Below are 14,418 nucleotides of genomic sequence, written 5' to 3' on the forward strand. Positions count from 1 at the left end.
CTTCGGGGTTTTTCTTTTACCACTTGCCTCTTTACCACTTGCCTGTGCTCATCCCGCCGTCCACCGGCAGTATCGCGCCAGTCGTGAAATCGGCGCCCGCCAGGTACAACACGGCCTCGGCAATTTCCTCGATGGTGCCCACCCGACCGGCCGGGGCCAGGTTGTCGAGGAATGCGCGGTGCGCCGGGTCGTGCATGGGCGTGTCGATGATGCCGGGGGCGACCGCGTTGACCTTGATGTTGTGGGGCGACAGCTCCAGGGCCAGGGCGCGGGTCATCTGGTTGACGCCGCCCTTGATCAACACCGGCAGTGCTGCCGGCACCTGGATGTTCGGTTGCAGGGCCACGGCGGCTGAAATGTTGATGATAAAGCCTTGTTGGCGCCCGATCATGTGCGCGGCAGCGGCCTGGCTGGCGTAGACCAGACCCTTGAGGTTAGTGTCCAGTAGCGCGTCCAAATCCTGGGGGCTGTATTCGACGAAGGGTTTTGGCAGGAAGAAGCCGGCGTTGTTCACCAGCCCGTCAACGGCGCCAAACGCCGCGACGGCTTGGGTGATGAGGGCGGTTGAGGTGGCCGGGTCAGCGATGTCGCCGGCCACGCCGATGAAGCCGGCCGGGTGGCCGAGGTCGGCGGCGGCAGCCTCCAGGCCGGACGGGGAGCGGGCATTGCCCACCACGTTATAGCCCCGACCCAGGAACGCTTTGACCAAACCCAGGCCGATCCCGCTGGAAGCGCCGGTGATGATGACGGTTTGTTTGAGGCTCATGATTGACTCCTGATCACATTGAGTTGAACCGGTGCGCCTGTGTTGGCGGTGGTTGAGTCCAGGGTATTGATGCGCCAGGGTTTGATAAATAAGGCTTCTGGTACTTGAGTTGATACGTCATGTAATCAATGGTCGGGGCCACACACAATGTTCCCGGCTGATTGCAAACCCAGGTTCGCCGGTAACGCTCACAGGATTGTCGCAGGCAGAAAAAAGCCCGGTCAGTTGGACCGGGCTCGGGAGGGGCAGGGCGTTATTCCTTGGGAAGACTTCGATACTCCGTCGTGGTCATGCCCGCGTATCCCCAGTTATCCGTGTCGACTTCCTCGATCACGATGTGGGTCAAATGCGGGTCCTTGCCCAGTACGCGCTGGAGGGTTTCGGTGATTTCGGAAATCACCTGGGCTTTCTGTTCACGGGTGACGCCGTCTCGGGTAATTCGCACATTGACGAAAGGCATGTTGCACTCCAACTGATGGAAATGAGCGCAGGACAATCCTGCGCGGTGGAAGTCCACTGTATTTATACGCCGCAGACTGATAAACAGGCCTTTGGAAACTTCAGTTGATACGCGGTGTAATGAATCATGAAGCGTCATTTCGAAGACCTGCAGTTGGGCAGCATAGAACTGTTCTGCCTGGCGGCGGAGGCGGGCAGCTTCACGGCGGCGGCGCAGTTGGCGGGGGTTACCCCGGCGGCAGTGAGCCGCTCGATCTTTCGCCTGGAAGAGCGCCTGGGTTCAAGGCTTTTCGTACGCACCACCCGCAGCATCCGCCTGACCGAAGCCGGCAAGACCTATTTCGAGCAATGTCGGCAGGCGTTGACGCAACTGGTCGAGGCGCAACAGGAAATGATGGGCGCGCAATCGGTGCCGTCCGGGCAACTGCGCATCAGCCTGCCCACTACCTACGGCCATCACCGCATCCTGCCGTTGCTGCCGGCCTTTCGAGCGCTGTACCCGCAAGTGACTGTGGACCTGCACCTGAGCAATCGAAACATCGATTTCGTTGCCGAAGGTTATGACCTCGCCATCCGGGTGCGGGCCCAGCCGGACTCCTCCATGATCGCCAGGTTGTTGGAAGACGCGAATCTGGCGGTGGTCGCCTCACCGGACTACCTGCGCAAGGCCGGCACGCCGCAGACCCTTGAAGACCTGGACGATCACGAGTGCATCCAGTTCGAATTGCCCAGTAGCGGGCGACGGATTTCCTGGTTGTTCAATGTCGAGGGCAAAGAAAAGGAGGTGTTCGGCGAAGGGGGATATTGTTGTTCGGACGATGTGCTTGGCGGCGTGACGCTGGCCAAGCATGGCGCCGGGTTGTTCCAGACCTATCGATTCATCGTCGAACAGGAACTCGCGGATGGCCGGCTGGTGGAGGTGTTGCAGCCTTTCGGGGGACGGTCACGACCTTTCACACTGCTGTATCCCCATGGCCGGTACGTGCCGCAACGGGTGCGCGCCTTCGTGGATTTCCTGCTGCAGCACCGGCAGCAATGGGCCTTGGCCTGACACAAGGTGCCAGGGCTGAAAAAGCATCCCTGTGGCGAGGGAGCTTGCTCCCGCTTGAGCGCGAAGTGCTCACTCGATCTCACTCGCCACAGAGATTCCAACCGTCAGATCGCGATCAGAACCGAAACGCCTGACGGCCAATCAGCAGCCACTTGCCATTCTTCTGCTTCTGCCAGATCTGGAAGTTCTCGATTTCCGTCGGAACCACTTCGGTGCCCTTGAGCGCCTGGGCCGAGAAGTGGTTGCGCACCAGCGCTACGTCACCGGACAAGGTGATTTTCTGGTTCTGCATTTCCAGGGTCTTGAACGCGCTCTTGCCCGTTTCGATGTCGGCGATGAAGGCTTTCTTGTCCTGGATATTGCCGCTGGAGTGCCCGTAGGTCAGGTTCTCGGCGGCCAGTGCCTGGAGTTGTGGGATGTCTTTGTGCAGCATGGCTTGGGTCAGGTGGTCGACGGCCTCGGCCACTTCCTGCTCGGCCGAAGAAGGGGCTGCCGCTGCGTAGCCGCTGAACAGGCACAAGAAGCTGACGATCAATGTCGCTTTTTTCATGGAGATTTCCTTGTTGTTGTAGGTATCCGGAACATACGAGCGCTTGCGCTCATCGGTCATCGTACAACTTGTCGAAGGCAACGGGAATAGTCAGACAGCTAGGCCATTTGTGAAATCAGCCAGGTCTGGTCAAAAGAACATCGGGGGGGATGGCCAACAATGTGGCGAGGGAGCTTGCTCCCGCTGGGTTGCGCAGCAGCCCCCACGAATCGGTACCGAGGTGTGTCAGGTTTATTGCGTTGTCTTTTTGGGGCTGCTTCGCAGCCCAGCGGGAGCAAGCTCCCTCGCCACAGGGGGGGCTTTTAGCTGTGGTGGTGTATTCACAGTCCCTCGCGATAAATCCCCTCGCCACAAGGCGCGTCGCATCCAGTTTTTGTGGCGAGGGAGCTTGCTCCCGCTGGGTTGCGCAGCAGCCCCCAGGAATCGGCATCGAGGTGTGTCAGGTTTATTGCGTTGTCTTTTTGGGGCTGCTTCGCAGCCCAGCGGGAGCAAGCTCCCTCGCCACAGGGGGGGCTTTTAGCTGTGGTGGTGTATTCACAGGCCCTCGCGAACCGCTCCCCGAATCCCTTCCAGCAACATGGTGAACGCCGGGTTGTCGTTGTCCTGGCGCCATACCAGGTGCAACTCGCTTTGAACCCCTTCGCCCAGGTCGATCTCGCGAAACACCACCTGCTTGAACACCACGCTGCTGGCGCAACGCGGCACCAGCGCCAGGCCCATGCCGGCATTGACCAGTGCCAGGATCGTCAGCGACGACCCCAGCCATTGCACGAATTGCGGCGCGACCCGGGCCGAGCGCAGCATGCCGGTGAGCAGTTCGTTGAAGGGCGGGTAGGCGGCGTGGGAATACATGAGGAACGGTTGGGCGTCCAGATCCTGGACGCTCACGGTCTCGGCGCTGGCCAGCGGATGTCCGGCAGGCACCGCCAGTACGAAGGGTTCGCGCACCAGGCATTCGGTGGCGTAGCCGGTCTCCAGCAGTGGCGAGCGGACGATGCCCAGGTCGATGCGCCGAGCGCGCAGGGCTTCATGCTGCTGGTAGGTGTTCATCTCCGCCAGGACGATTTTGACCTGGGGCTGTTTCAGCCGGGCCTCGGCAATCACCTTGGGCAGAAACTCGTACACCGCGCTGCCGACGAAGCTGATGGTCACCGAACCGATGTCACCCTGGGCAAAGCGCCGGGCGGCGATGGCGGCTTGTTGGGCCTGTTCCAGCAGGTTCTGCGCTTCGATGAAAAACGCCCGGCCGGCGGCAGTGAGCGCCACGCTGCGGGTGCTGCGGGTGAACAGTTCGACGCCCAAGTGGTGCTCCAGCAATTGGATCTGCCGGCTCAGCGGAGGCTGGGTCATGTTCAGGCGTTCGGCGGCACGACGAAAGTTGAGTTCGGTCGCCACGGTGGTGAAGCAGCGCAACTGGGCCAGTTCAAACATTGATTCAATCCAGGTATCAATCAAGTGCCAAGTTAGATTAGACGGGAACAATCCCCCGCGTCCATCATCGGCCCGTTCCCCACAAAAACAATGATCGGGAGGCACCCCTTGAATAACGTAACGGACTCCACCCATGACAGCACCCTGGCGCTCGCGGCGGCCAAGGTCAAACGTCATGTACTGCCGTTGGTGGTGGTGATGTTCATCGTCAACTACATCGACCGGGTCAACATCGGTTTCGTGCGCAGTCACCTGGAAACCGACCTGGGCATCGGCGCTGCCGCCTATGGGCTTGGCGCCGGGTTGTTCTTCGTCGGCTACGCCCTGTTTGAAGTGCCGTCCAACATGCTGTTGCAACGCTACGGCGCGCGGGCCTGGCTGACGCGCATCATGTTCACCTGGGGCGCGGCGGCCATGGCCATGGCTTTTGTGCGCGGCGAAACCAGTTTCTATGTGCTGCGCTTCATCCTCGGCGCGGCGGAGGCGGGGTTCTTTCCCGGCATCATCTACTACTTCACCCAATGGCTACCTGCCAACGAGCGCGGCAAGGCGATGGCGATCTTCCTGAGCGGGTCGGCCATCGCCTCGGTGATTTCCGGCCCGGTGTCCGGCGCCTTGCTGCACATCAGCGGGATGGGGCTGCATGGTTGGCAATGGATGTTCCTGATCGAAGGTTTCGCCTCCATCGTGCTGTGCGGGTTTGTCTGGTTCTGGCTGCAATCGCATCCGAGCCAGGCGAAATGGCTGAGCAGTGAAGAGAAAACCGTATTGATCGCCGCTATCGCCGAAGAGCAACGGGCCCGGGAGGCGGCCCAGGTGATCAAGCCGTCGATGTTCAAATTGTTGGCTGACCGGCAGATCGCGCTGTTCTGTTTCATCTACTTTTCCATCGCCCTGACCATCTACGGTGCCACGTTCTGGCTACCGAGCATGATCAAGAAAATGGGCAACCTGGGAGACTTCCAGGTCGGCTTGCTCAACTCCATTCCGTGGATCATTTCCATCATCGCGATGTACGGCTTTGCCGCCCTGGCCGGCAAATGGAAATTCCAGCAGGCCTGGGTCGCGGTGACGCTGGTGGTCGCTGCGTTTGGCATGTTCATGTCCACCACGGGAGGGCCGATCTTTGCCTTCGTGGCGATCTGTTTTGCGGCGATCGGTTTCAAGGCGGCGTCGGCGTTGTTCTGGCCGATTCCCCAAGGCTACCTGGATGCACGCATCGCGGCGGCGGTGATCGCCTTGATCAACTCCATCGGTAACCTCGGCGGTTTTGTGGCGCCGACGGCCTTCGGTTTCCTGGAGCAGACCACTGGCTCCATCGAGGGGGGCCTGTATGGGTTGGCCGCCACTTCGCTTGTCGCCGCCGTGGTGATCTTTTTCGCTCGCACCGCACCGAAGCGCGATACCCCGAACTCACTGTCCGGCCGGCCCGAAGCCGTTGTCGAAGTCGATCAGTCGCAAACCTCTCAAGCTTTGAAACCTGGCCCATCGGGAGCCGCTGTATGAAGATCAAACGCGTCACCGTCACACCCATCGCTTTTCGCGATCCACCTTTGCTCAACGCCAGCGGCATCCATGAGCCGTTCGCGTTGCGCTCGATCATCGAGATCGAGAGCGACAACGGTTACATCGGTCTGGGGGAGAGCTACGGCGATGCGCCGGCCCTGGCGATCCAGCAGCAGTTGCAGAGCCAGTTGATCGGCCTGGATCCGTTCAACCTCAACCAGTTGCGGTCTATCGTCCAGGCGACCGTCGCCGCGCACAAACCGGCCAGCGTTGCCGGTGCCGAACTGGCGCCGGGTTCCCACGCGAGCAAGGCGGTGAGCAATGCCTATTCGGCGTTCGAAGTGGCTTGCCTGGATTTGCAGGCCCATTACCTGGACGTGCCGTTGGTGGACCTGCTGGGCGGCGCGATCCGCGACGAGATTCCGTTCAGCGCCTATCTGTTTTTCAAGTACGCCGAGCACATCGATTCGCCGTACCCGCCCGACAGTTGGGGCGAGGCGCTCAACGAACAACAGATCGTTGCCCAGGCCCGGCGGATGATCCAGGACTATGGTTTCAAGAGCATCAAGCTCAAGGCCGGCGCTCTCGATCCGGAGCATGAAGTCGCCTGCATCAAGGCGCTGAAACGGGCATTTCCCGGCTATCCGTTGCGCATCGATCCCAACGGTAACTGGTCCCTGGAAACCTCGATTCGCATGGCCGAGCTGCTGGGGGATGACCTGCAGTACTACGAAGACCCGACACCGGGGCTGGAGGGGATGGCCGAGCTGCACAAGCGCACGGGGCTGCCCCTGGCGACCAACATGGTGGTCACCGATTTCGATGAGTTCCGCCGTAGCGTGGCGCTGGACAGCGTGCAGATCGTGTTGGCCGACCACCATTACTGGGGCGGCCTGCGCGACACCCAGGCCCTGGCGAAAATGTGCAGCACCTTCGGCCTGGGCGTGTCGATGCATTCCAACTCGCACCTGGGCATCAGCCTCATGGCCATGGCCCACGTGGCGGCAGCGGTGCCGAACCTGGACTACGCCTGCGACACCCATTACCCGTGGCAGGAACCGGATGAAGAAGTGATCAAGGGTGGCAAGCTGCCGATTGTCGACGGCTGCGTGAAGATCACCCGGGCGCCGGGCCTGGGCTTGGAACTGGATCGGGATCAACTGGGCAAGCTGCATGACCAGTTCCTCAGTTGCGGCATCCGCCAGCGCGACGATGTGCGGCAGATGCAGCGTTACCGGCCGGAGTGGAAGACCGTCAAGCCGAGGTTCTGAGGAGACAGCGAAGGGGCCTGCTGCGCAGGCCAGCGGGAGCAAGCTCCTGTGGCGAGGGGATTTATCCCCGTTGGGCTGCGCAGCTGCCCCCTGGATCTGTCAGGCAGGTTTTAGGGCCGCTTCGCGCCCCAACGGGGATAAATCCCCTCGCCACAAGGCCAGTGGTATTTAGCACCAACCCAACATCCTCCCAGCCCACCCAGCGGCCCACACCCAAAGTACCGCGCCCGTCGGCAAGGCAGTCTTACACCTAAGCTGTCGCACCCGCCAGCCTCGCCGTCTTACACCCAAACTGCCGCGCCGGCCCGGCGCTTCCAAAGCATCCGCCAATTGCCTCCAAGGCAGCGTATGACGCGCCCTGGCGCCTTTCGATAATCGCCTCCGACATCCAGTCCCCTGTTGCGGAGCGCGCCATGCACAACAATAAAAATACCCGCCAACGTTTTTTGCCTGCGGTCATCGTAGGTGTTTCGAGCCTGGGCCTGATGCCTTGGGCCAACGCCGAAATCATGCTGTACGACAAGGACCAGACCACCTTTTCCACCGACGGCTACATCAACGCCTTTTACGTCAACAGTGACGTCGATCGCGCGGGTGAGCAGTACGACCGTCGGCAGGCGCGGGTCAAGATGGGGTTCTTGCCCAACTACCTGGGCTTCAACATGGGCAAGCAGGTCGATGACCTCAAGCTCGGTGCCCGGGCTTCGTTCTGGGTGACCATCAACGACAGTGAAACCAATGGCACCGACACCGCCATCGACGTGCGCCAGTTCTACGGCACCGTGGCGAATCCGGAGTGGGGCGAAGTGCTGATCGGCAAGGACTTCGGCCTGTTTGCCCGCTCCAACATCCTGCTGGACGAGTTGCTCGCCGGTTACGGCCAGGTCAGTGACACCCTGGGCCTGGTGGACGGCGGTGGCGTGTCGTTCGGCAACATCGGCAGCGGTTACCCGTACCCGTTCCCGACCTCGCAGATCACCTACCGCACGCCGGTGATGGAGGGCCTGCGCGTGGCGGTGGGGATCATGGACCCGGTGGACACCAACGACAACAGCGCCACGGGCAAGGCCTATCAGGAAAACCCGCGCACCGAGAGCGAGATCACCTATCAGTTCGATCTGGGCGGGGCGAAGATCTACAGCTGGCTCAACGGCAGCTACCAGACCTCGGACAACACCGACTCCACCGTCGAATCGGTCACTTCCAAGGGCCTGGGGTATGGCGTGCAGGCCAAGATGGGCGGGTTGTCGCTGACCGGCTCGGGGTTCCAGGCCAAGGGCATCAACCCGTTCTTCACCAACAACGCCGGTGAAGCCACCCTGCGCAATGTCGACAGCAAGGGCTACCTGTTGCAGGGCTCCTACAAGCTGGGCAAGAACCGCTTGGCGTTGTCCTACGGCAAGACCGATGACGACGGCAACGGTGTGGTGGGCAGTGGCGCCGATTACGAAACCCGTGGCATCGCGCTGTTCCACGACATCAACGACAACCTCAAGCTCGTGGCCGAGTACAACCAGTTCGAAATCAACGGCCACGACACCAGCGCCCAGAACGAAGACACCGATACCTTCGCGGTGGGTGCGGTGCTCACCTGGTAAGGGTGACTCCCTTCAACTGAGGCGTGTCAGGTCGGCTTTTGGGGCTGCTGCGCAGCCCAGCGGGAGCAAGCTCCTGTGGCGAGGGGATTTATCCCCGTTGGGCTGCGCAGCAGCCCCTATAAGCTTCTCATTTGATCAGGCTGATACACCGGGTTGCCCTGTCTGAGGGCTGCTGCGCAGCCCAACGGGGATAAATCCCCTCGCCACAATAGGCATTCCAACTGGACACCGTCGCAGTCTTTTGTGGCGGGGAAGTTTGCTCCTGGGGGCTGCGCATCAGCCCCCTTTTTTCAGTGTGACGTCCCCTCGGCGAACTCGATCTTGTTGCCGACGTTGTACTTGCCCGACGGCTTGTTCATGGGCAGGCGCTTGATTTCCTCGAGGGTGTTGCTGTCGTAGACAATCAGCGCGCCATCGGTATCCCAAATGCTCAGCAGCAGGTAGCGGCCGTCGCGAGTGAACTCGACGTGGGCGGCGGTTTTACCGGGCATGGGCCGCAGGGTGTGGGCGATTTCCAGGGTCTGTTTGTCGATCAGGTGGATGGCATCGTTGTCCGGGCCGAAGAACACGTCGGTCCAGGCGTAGCGGGAATTGGCATGGCTGCGCAGGAAGAAACCCGGCCCCAGGGTAGGGATCTGCTTGATGACTTTCCAGGTGTCGAAGTCGATCACCGAGATCAGCCCCTTGCTGATGTTGGGCGTGGCGAACACCCAGTGTCCATCGCGTTTCCAATAGGTCCCCGAGCCCAGGTGCGGCATGCCCGGCAGCGCGATATCGGTGACAATCCGCCCCGTGTCGAGGTCGATCACCTGGCCGCCCTGGGCCTTGCGCGAGGTGGCGAGCAATTGCCGGTAATCGGGCGAGAAGGAAAAATCATCGAGGTAATCCTCGGCCTCGATACGCCTGGGCACAAAGTCCGGATTCGGGCCGGTGGACAGTTCCCAGACCTCTTTCACATCTTTCAAGGCGACGATGAAGCTGTTGCGCGGCGGCGCGGTATAGACCGCACTGACCCGCGACGCCTGGCCGTCCAGCCCCACCGTTGCAACGGTCTTGACCAATGACAGGTCGCGGGCATCCAGCACCACCAGGTTGCCGGGCAGGGTGTTGCCCACCAGCACCCAGCGCCCGTCCTTGCTCACCGCCAGGTTGCGGGTATTGAGCCCGGCTCGCACCTCGGCGATGAGCGTGAGGTTGTGCAGGTCATACAGGCTGATCCAGCCGTCCCGGGAGGCGAAATAGACGAAGCGTCCGTCCGGCGAAAACTTCGGTCCGCCATGCACCGCGAAATGTGAGGCGAAGCGCGCCAGGACCTCGAAACGATCCCCGTCGACGATATCGACGTGATGATCGCCAGCTTCCACCACCACGAACAGGTTCAGCGGATCGGCGTGGTGCTGGGGTTTGTCGGGCAAGGTCGCGACATCCGCCAGCAGGCGATGGCTGCGGCGAGTATCGTCCTCGCTCCAGGTCGGTTCGACGGCCGGCGGACGTTGGAGATAGTGGGTCAGGCCATCGATCTGCGCGGGCTCCAGCACCGCGCCGAATGCCGCCATCTGGCTGGCCGGGCGTCCATGCTCGATCACCTGGCGGATTTCGTCGGGCTTGATCCGGCTCAGGCTCTGGGGCAACAGCGCCGGCCCGGCGCCGCCGATGCGATTGACCCCGTGGCATTGCTGGCAGTGTAGCTGGTAGTTCTGTTCGGCCAACGCCAGGTCCGGGTCAGGCGCCGTGGCGCCGTGGACGGCACCGATCCACAGTAATGGGGCAAGCCAGCCGATCCTCATGAGGCCACCCTCGCGACAGTTGGCTGGAGCGGTAGGGCCGGGTGCAGGCGCGCCGGATGCTCCAATACCTGATGGGCAAACAAGCCAACCACCTTGCCGATCACCGTCAAGGTCGGCAGGCCTTCGGCGCATGCCAACGCCATCTCCGGCAATTGCTGGAGGGTGCCGCGCAAGACCTGCTGGTCGGGGCGTGTGCCGTTGCTGATCAAGGCCGCCGGCGTATCAGCCGCCAGGCCCGCCGCGATCAGTTGTGCGGCGATGGTGCCGAGGTTTGACAGACCCATGTAGAACACCAGGGTCTGGCTGTCATCCGCCAGGCTTTGCCAGGGCAGGTTCAAGTCACCTTCGCGTTGCAAATGACCGGTGATGAAGCGACAGGAATTGACCAGGTCGCGATGGGTCAGGGGAATGCCGGCATAGGTGCTGCAACCGGCCGCGGCGGTGATGCCGGGCACGACTTGGCAATCGATACCGCGGGCCAGCAGATACTCCAGTTCCTCGGCGCCGCGACCGAAGATGAACGGATCACCGCCCTTGAGGCGCACCACCCGCTGTCCCTGGTCGGCCAGGTCGGCCAGCAGTTCGTTGATCTGTGGCTGGGGCAGGCTGTGGCAACCGGCGGCCTTGCCGACGTAGTGGCGGGCGCAGGTCAGGGGGATCAGGCCGAGCAATTGCGAGCTGATCAAGCGGTCGTAGACCACCGCGTCGGCCTGCATCAACAGGCTCCAGGCGCGCAATGTCAGCAGGCCCGGGTCACCGGGGCCGGCGCCGACCAGGGCGACTTCACCCGGTCTGAAGGACGATTGCAGGGCAGCGGGCAAAACGATGGAGGCAGGCATGGGACTTCCTTGGTTCGGTATCGGGTTCGCCGTCGGTTGATCAGGCGCAGGGCATCGCAACGCTGGGGATCGCGTGCAAGCCGATTTCTTCGTCGCTGAGGTGGCAGCCAGGGTCTTGGCCCCATAGGTCACCGTCGGCCCAGGCCCGGGTGCGGGTATTGCCGTTGCAGATCGCCAGCCAGCGGCATTGTCCGCAGCGACCGCCAACGGCCCGTGGGTGTTCGCGTAGCTTCAGCAGCAGGGCATCGGGGCGATTGAGCCAGAGCGTCTTGAATGGTGTCTGGCGGACATTGCCCACCGAGTGCTGCCACCAGTACGTGTCGGGGTGAACCTCGCCGGTATTGTCGATGTTGGCGATGCCGCTACCCGACGCGTTGCCGCCCCAGGCTCGCAGCATCTGCTCGAGTGCGGCGTAGTGTTGGGGCAGACGCCGGGCGACCCATTGCAGCAGCAGGATTGCGTCGGCGTCGTTGTTGCCGCTGACGAAGTCACTGTCGCGGCCTTGTTCGATGTCGCGCCAGGCCCGTTCGAAGATCAAGGCCATGGCCTCGCGGCTCATCTGTTGCTGGGCATCGAGCTTGCGACTGCGCTTGCCCCGGCCGCTGTAGTTGAGGTGCGACAGGTAGAATTTCTGTACGTCGTACTCATTCATCAAATCCAGCAAGCGCGGCAACTGGGCATGGTTTTGCTGGGTGAGGGTGGTGCGCAACCCGACCCGGATGCCTTGCTCGCGGCAAAGCCGGATGGCCGCCATGGAGCTGGCGAAACTGCCCTTGAGCTGACGGAATTCATCGTGGGTCGCTTCCAGTCCGTCGATGCTGATGCCTACGTAATCAAAGTTCGCCGCAGCAATCTGTTCGATATTGGAAGCGTCAATCAGCGTGCCGTTGGTGGACAAAGCGAGGAAAAAACCTTTGTCGCGGGCATAAGTGCTGAGTTGGAACAGGTCCTCGCGCAACAGCGGTTCGCCGCCGGAGAGGATCAACACCCGCACGCCGGCCTCGTGCAGGTCGTCAATGACCTGGAGCGCCGCCGGTGTGTCCAGTTCATCGCGAAACACGCTATCGGCCGACGTTGCATAGCAGTGCTTGCAGGTCAGGTTGCAGCGCCTGAGCAGGTTCCAGATCACCACCGGCGGGCGACTGCTGCCCGGTGGCGCGACGCGTGGAGCGGGGCAATGCCCGGCCAGGGCTCGCAGGTAATGGCTGATCCTCAACATAAGGCGCTCCTTCAGTCGGCGTGCGGGTTCAGCGCGAGGCGGGTGACAGGCGCAGGCCGGTTTTTTTCAGGATGCGGCTGCTCACCAGCATGTCGTCGGCGACGCAGGCGTCCCCCAGCAGGTAGCGCAGGTGTTCGCGGTAGCTGTCGATTTCTTCGCGGCTGCGGCCATGGACCATGGCGAACAGGTTGTAGCGCCAGCCGGGCTGGCGCGGGCGCCGGTAGCAGTGGCTGACGAAGGGCTGCGCCCCCAGCAGGGCGCCGAGACGCGAGATGTCGGCATCGGCCACGTCCCAGACCGTCATGCCGTTGTGGCGATAGCCCAGGCGATAGTGATTGGGCACGGCGGCAATGCGGCGGATCGCACCGTCGGCCTGCAGGCGCTTGAGCAGGTCGAGGGTGGATTCCACGCTCAGTTCCAGTTGCTCGGCCAGCCAGGCCCAAGGGTCTTCGAGCAAGGGCAGGCCGGCCTGGGTCAGTTCCACCAGGCGCAGCGCCAAGGGTGTTTCATCCAGCCGTGGCGCTTGCCACAAAGACTCAGACGGGGAAATACAGGCCGACATGGTAGGTCTCCTCTTTGGGCAGGTTCAGCGGCACCAGGCCGGTCAGGTGTTCGATGTGCAGCAGGGTGTCGTCGATCGCCTGTTCGCTGGGGCAGGCGAGCACGAACCACATGTTCCAGGTGTGCTCGCGGCGGTAGTTGTGGGCGACCTCGGGCATGTCCGCGAGCAGTTCGGCGATGGCCTCGAAACGCGGTTCGGGCACCGCCAGCGCCGCCAGGGTGAACGCACCGCCCAGGCGATCGATATCGAACATCGGGCCGAAGCGGGTGAGTACACCGTCGTTGAGCAGCTCATGCAGGCGATCGAGCAATTCGCTACTGCTGCTGTCCAGCTCTTGGGCCAGGGCCTGCCAAGGGTGGCGCACCAGCGGCAGGCCCAGTTGCAGGCGATTGATCAGGCGGCGGTCCAGGTCATCCATCGATATGGGCTCCGACCGGGGCGGCGTAACGTGCGCCGCATTGCTTGAACAGGTGCGTGCTGAACAACAACTGGTGGGGCAAGTCGTCCAGCCGATGTTCTTCAAGCAGCGCCTGGATCTGGGCCTCGACACGGTCGCGCTGGCGACCGTGGATCATGCAGAACAGGTTGTATTGCCACTGGGGCAGGCGCCTGGGGCGTTGGTAGCAAAGGCTGATGCCGGGCGTTTGCCCGAGGCGACGCCCGACTTCATCGACCAAGGCGTCCGGCACGTCCAGCACGAGCATGGCGTTGGCGGCAAACCCCAAGGCGCGATGGTTGACCACCAGGCCGACACGGCGGAACAGCCCCTGTTCATGCCAGTGCTGCACCTGTTCGAGCACCTGTTGCTCGCTGGCCTCGATCTGCTCGGCCAGGGCCTGGAAGGGGCGCGATGTCAGGGGCAGGCCGGTTTCCAGCAAACGGCGCAGTGCCAGTGACTGTTGTTCGTTCAGGGCGTTTTTCATGGGGTGGCCTCCAGGGCAAAGCCCAGGTCGATGCGATAGGCGGTCAGCATGGGTAGGTCCAGTGGCGTGAGACCGGTGTCGTTCTCCAGTTCCTGGAGGATGTTTTCCAGGTGGGCGCGGTTGGGGCCGGTCAGCACGAACCAGAGGTTGTAGCGATGTTCGCGGGCATAGTTGTGATTGACTTCCGGGTATTGGCTGATGCGTGCCGCCACCTGGTGCAAGCGCTCTTCGGGTACGGCCAGAGCGGCCAGGGTGCTGGCCCCGGCCCGGGTGTGTTCGAACACCGGGCCGACCCGCGACAAGGTCCCGGCCACTTGCAGGTGTTGCAGGCAGTCGATGACCTGGGCTTCGCTGCAGCCCAAGGTCTGGGCCATGGCCCGATAGGGCTCGGCGCACAACGGCAGGCCATGCTGGAATTGATCGATCAGGCGCCGGGCCAGTGAGCTGGAGGTCATG

15 protein-coding genes are annotated in these 14,418 nt (G+C 62.4%); 4 read left to right on the plus strand and 11 right to left on the minus strand.

From position 1 onward, the window contains the following. Nucleotides 1–31: 31 nt before the first annotated feature. Entirely contained in the window at nucleotides 32–766 is a 735-nt protein-coding gene (locus BLO97_RS21280; protein ID WP_092145806.1) for an SDR family NAD(P)-dependent oxidoreductase, read from the minus strand. A gap of 253 nt (nucleotides 767–1,019) precedes the next feature. Further along, nucleotides 1,020–1,226 carry a tautomerase family protein gene (locus BLO97_RS21285; RefSeq protein ID WP_025213530.1) on the minus strand — a complete coding sequence of 69 codons (207 nt, stop codon included), beginning with the start codon at nucleotides 1,224–1,226 and terminating at the stop codon, nucleotides 1,020–1,022. Between the two features lie 126 nt (nucleotides 1,227–1,352). On the opposite strand from BLO97_RS21285, the gene BLO97_RS21290 reads away from it, so the two are divergent. Further along, nucleotides 1,353–2,276 (plus strand): LysR family transcriptional regulator, encoded by a 924-nt coding sequence (locus BLO97_RS21290; protein ID WP_092225226.1) that lies wholly within the window; start codon nucleotides 1,353–1,355, stop codon nucleotides 2,274–2,276. A 115-nt stretch (nucleotides 2,277–2,391) separates the two neighbouring features. On the opposite strand, the gene BLO97_RS21295 is transcribed toward BLO97_RS21290, so the two are convergent. Beyond that, nucleotides 2,392–2,826, minus strand: a complete 435-nt coding sequence (locus tag BLO97_RS21295; RefSeq protein WP_063325053.1) for a nuclear transport factor 2 family protein — start codon at nucleotides 2,824–2,826, stop codon at nucleotides 2,392–2,394. Nucleotides 2,827–3,360: 534 nt separating this feature from the next. Beyond that, nucleotides 3,361–4,257 (minus strand): LysR family transcriptional regulator, encoded by an 897-nt coding sequence (locus tag BLO97_RS21310; protein ID WP_063320823.1) that lies wholly within the window; start codon nucleotides 4,255–4,257, stop codon nucleotides 3,361–3,363. Between the two features lie 90 nt (nucleotides 4,258–4,347). Here BLO97_RS21310 and BLO97_RS21315 point away from each other — a divergent pair, with 90 nt between their 5' ends. The 3 genes from BLO97_RS21315 (at nucleotide 4,348) to BLO97_RS21325 (ending at nucleotide 8,632) form a co-directional block, all read left to right on the plus strand. After that, entirely contained in the window at nucleotides 4,348–5,763 is a 1,416-nt protein-coding gene (locus BLO97_RS21315; protein WP_092225230.1) for an MFS transporter, read from the plus strand. Beyond that, a complete protein-coding gene (locus BLO97_RS21320) occupies nucleotides 5,760–7,034 on the plus strand; it encodes a glucarate dehydratase family protein (RefSeq protein ID WP_092145800.1) in 1,275 nt (424 codons plus the stop codon). Before BLO97_RS21315 ends, BLO97_RS21320 begins: the two co-directional genes overlap by 4 nt. 413 nt (nucleotides 7,035–7,447) lie before the next feature. Next, complete coding sequence (locus tag BLO97_RS21325) at nucleotides 7,448–8,632, plus strand: porin (protein WP_092145796.1); 1,185 nt, start codon at nucleotides 7,448–7,450, stop codon at nucleotides 8,630–8,632. Nucleotides 8,633–8,922: 290 nt separating this feature from the next. On the opposite strand, the gene BLO97_RS21330 is transcribed toward BLO97_RS21325, so the two are convergent. From BLO97_RS21330 to BLO97_RS21360, 7 genes are read right to left on the minus strand one after another with little or no spacing between them, the layout of a single operon-like run. After that, on the minus strand, nucleotides 8,923–10,419 hold the full coding sequence (locus BLO97_RS21330) for a nitrite reductase (protein WP_092347876.1): 1,497 nt from the start codon (nucleotides 10,417–10,419) through the stop codon (nucleotides 8,923–8,925). Further along, the gene (cobA, locus tag BLO97_RS21335) at nucleotides 10,416–11,258 is read right to left on the minus strand and encodes a uroporphyrinogen-III C-methyltransferase (protein ID WP_092347879.1); all 843 of its coding nucleotides are present in this window, start codon (nucleotides 11,256–11,258) and stop codon (nucleotides 10,416–10,418) included. Before cobA ends, BLO97_RS21330 begins: the two co-directional genes overlap by 4 nt. 40 nt (nucleotides 11,259–11,298) lie before the next feature. After that, complete coding sequence (gene nirJ, locus BLO97_RS21340; protein ID WP_092225237.1) at nucleotides 11,299–12,477, minus strand: heme d1 biosynthesis radical SAM protein NirJ; 1,179 nt, start codon at nucleotides 12,475–12,477, stop codon at nucleotides 11,299–11,301. A 28-nt stretch (nucleotides 12,478–12,505) separates the two neighbouring features. Beyond that, the gene (locus BLO97_RS21345) at nucleotides 12,506–13,039 is read right to left on the minus strand and encodes a siroheme decarboxylase subunit beta (RefSeq protein WP_092347882.1); all 534 of its coding nucleotides are present in this window, start codon (nucleotides 13,037–13,039) and stop codon (nucleotides 12,506–12,508) included. Further along, nucleotides 13,014–13,457 carry an Lrp/AsnC family transcriptional regulator gene (locus BLO97_RS21350; RefSeq protein ID WP_092347885.1) on the minus strand — a complete coding sequence of 148 codons (444 nt, stop codon included), beginning with the start codon at nucleotides 13,455–13,457 and terminating at the stop codon, nucleotides 13,014–13,016. Before BLO97_RS21350 ends, BLO97_RS21345 begins: the two co-directional genes overlap by 26 nt. Continuing rightward, a complete protein-coding gene (locus BLO97_RS21355; protein ID WP_092347888.1) occupies nucleotides 13,450–13,962 on the minus strand; it encodes a siroheme decarboxylase subunit beta in 513 nt (170 codons plus the stop codon). Before BLO97_RS21355 ends, BLO97_RS21350 begins: the two co-directional genes overlap by 8 nt. Next, nucleotides 13,959–14,417 (minus strand): Lrp/AsnC family transcriptional regulator, encoded by a 459-nt coding sequence (locus BLO97_RS21360; RefSeq protein WP_063320832.1) that lies wholly within the window; start codon nucleotides 14,415–14,417, stop codon nucleotides 13,959–13,961. Before BLO97_RS21360 ends, BLO97_RS21355 begins: the two co-directional genes overlap by 4 nt. Nucleotide 14,418: the final 1 nt, after the last annotated feature.

This window comes from Pseudomonas sp. NFACC05-1 (genome assembly GCF_900100135.1).
GTDB classification, from domain to species: Bacteria; Pseudomonadota; Gammaproteobacteria; order Pseudomonadales; family Pseudomonadaceae; genus Aquipseudomonas; species Aquipseudomonas fluorescens_Q.

Excerpts from the sequence above, each read along its gene's own strand:
- BLO97_RS21280 (WP_092145806.1), bottom strand. The coding sequence starts at position 766 with ATGAGCCTCAAACAAACCGTCATCATCACCGGCGCTTCCAGCGGGATC.
- BLO97_RS21285 (WP_025213530.1), bottom strand. The coding sequence starts at position 1,226 with ATGCCTTTCGTCAATGTGCGAATTACCCGAGACGGCGTCACCCGTGAA.
- BLO97_RS21290 (WP_092225226.1), top strand. The coding sequence starts at position 1,353 with ATGAAGCGTCATTTCGAAGACCTGCAGTTGGGCAGCATAGAACTGTTC.
- BLO97_RS21295 (WP_063325053.1), bottom strand. The coding sequence starts at position 2,826 with ATGAAAAAAGCGACATTGATCGTCAGCTTCTTGTGCCTGTTCAGCGGC.
- BLO97_RS21310 (WP_063320823.1), bottom strand. The coding sequence starts at position 4,257 with ATGTTTGAACTGGCCCAGTTGCGCTGCTTCACCACCGTGGCGACCGAA.
- BLO97_RS21315 (WP_092225230.1), top strand. The coding sequence starts at position 4,348 with ATGATCGGGAGGCACCCCTTGAATAACGTAACGGACTCCACCCATGAC.
- BLO97_RS21320 (WP_092145800.1), top strand. The coding sequence starts at position 5,760 with ATGAAGATCAAACGCGTCACCGTCACACCCATCGCTTTTCGCGATCCA.
- BLO97_RS21325 (WP_092145796.1), top strand. The coding sequence starts at position 7,448 with ATGCACAACAATAAAAATACCCGCCAACGTTTTTTGCCTGCGGTCATC.
- BLO97_RS21330 (WP_092347876.1), bottom strand. The coding sequence starts at position 10,419 with ATGAGGATCGGCTGGCTTGCCCCATTACTGTGGATCGGTGCCGTCCAC.
- cobA (WP_092347879.1), bottom strand. The coding sequence starts at position 11,258 with ATGCCTGCCTCCATCGTTTTGCCCGCTGCCCTGCAATCGTCCTTCAGA.
- nirJ (WP_092225237.1), bottom strand. The coding sequence starts at position 12,477 with ATGTTGAGGATCAGCCATTACCTGCGAGCCCTGGCCGGGCATTGCCCC.
- BLO97_RS21345 (WP_092347882.1), bottom strand. The coding sequence starts at position 13,039 with ATGTCGGCCTGTATTTCCCCGTCTGAGTCTTTGTGGCAAGCGCCACGG.
- BLO97_RS21350 (WP_092347885.1), bottom strand. The coding sequence starts at position 13,457 with ATGGATGACCTGGACCGCCGCCTGATCAATCGCCTGCAACTGGGCCTG.
- BLO97_RS21355 (WP_092347888.1), bottom strand. The coding sequence starts at position 13,962 with ATGAAAAACGCCCTGAACGAACAACAGTCACTGGCACTGCGCCGTTTG.
- BLO97_RS21360 (WP_063320832.1), bottom strand. The coding sequence starts at position 14,417 with ATGACCTCCAGCTCACTGGCCCGGCGCCTGATCGATCAATTCCAGCAT.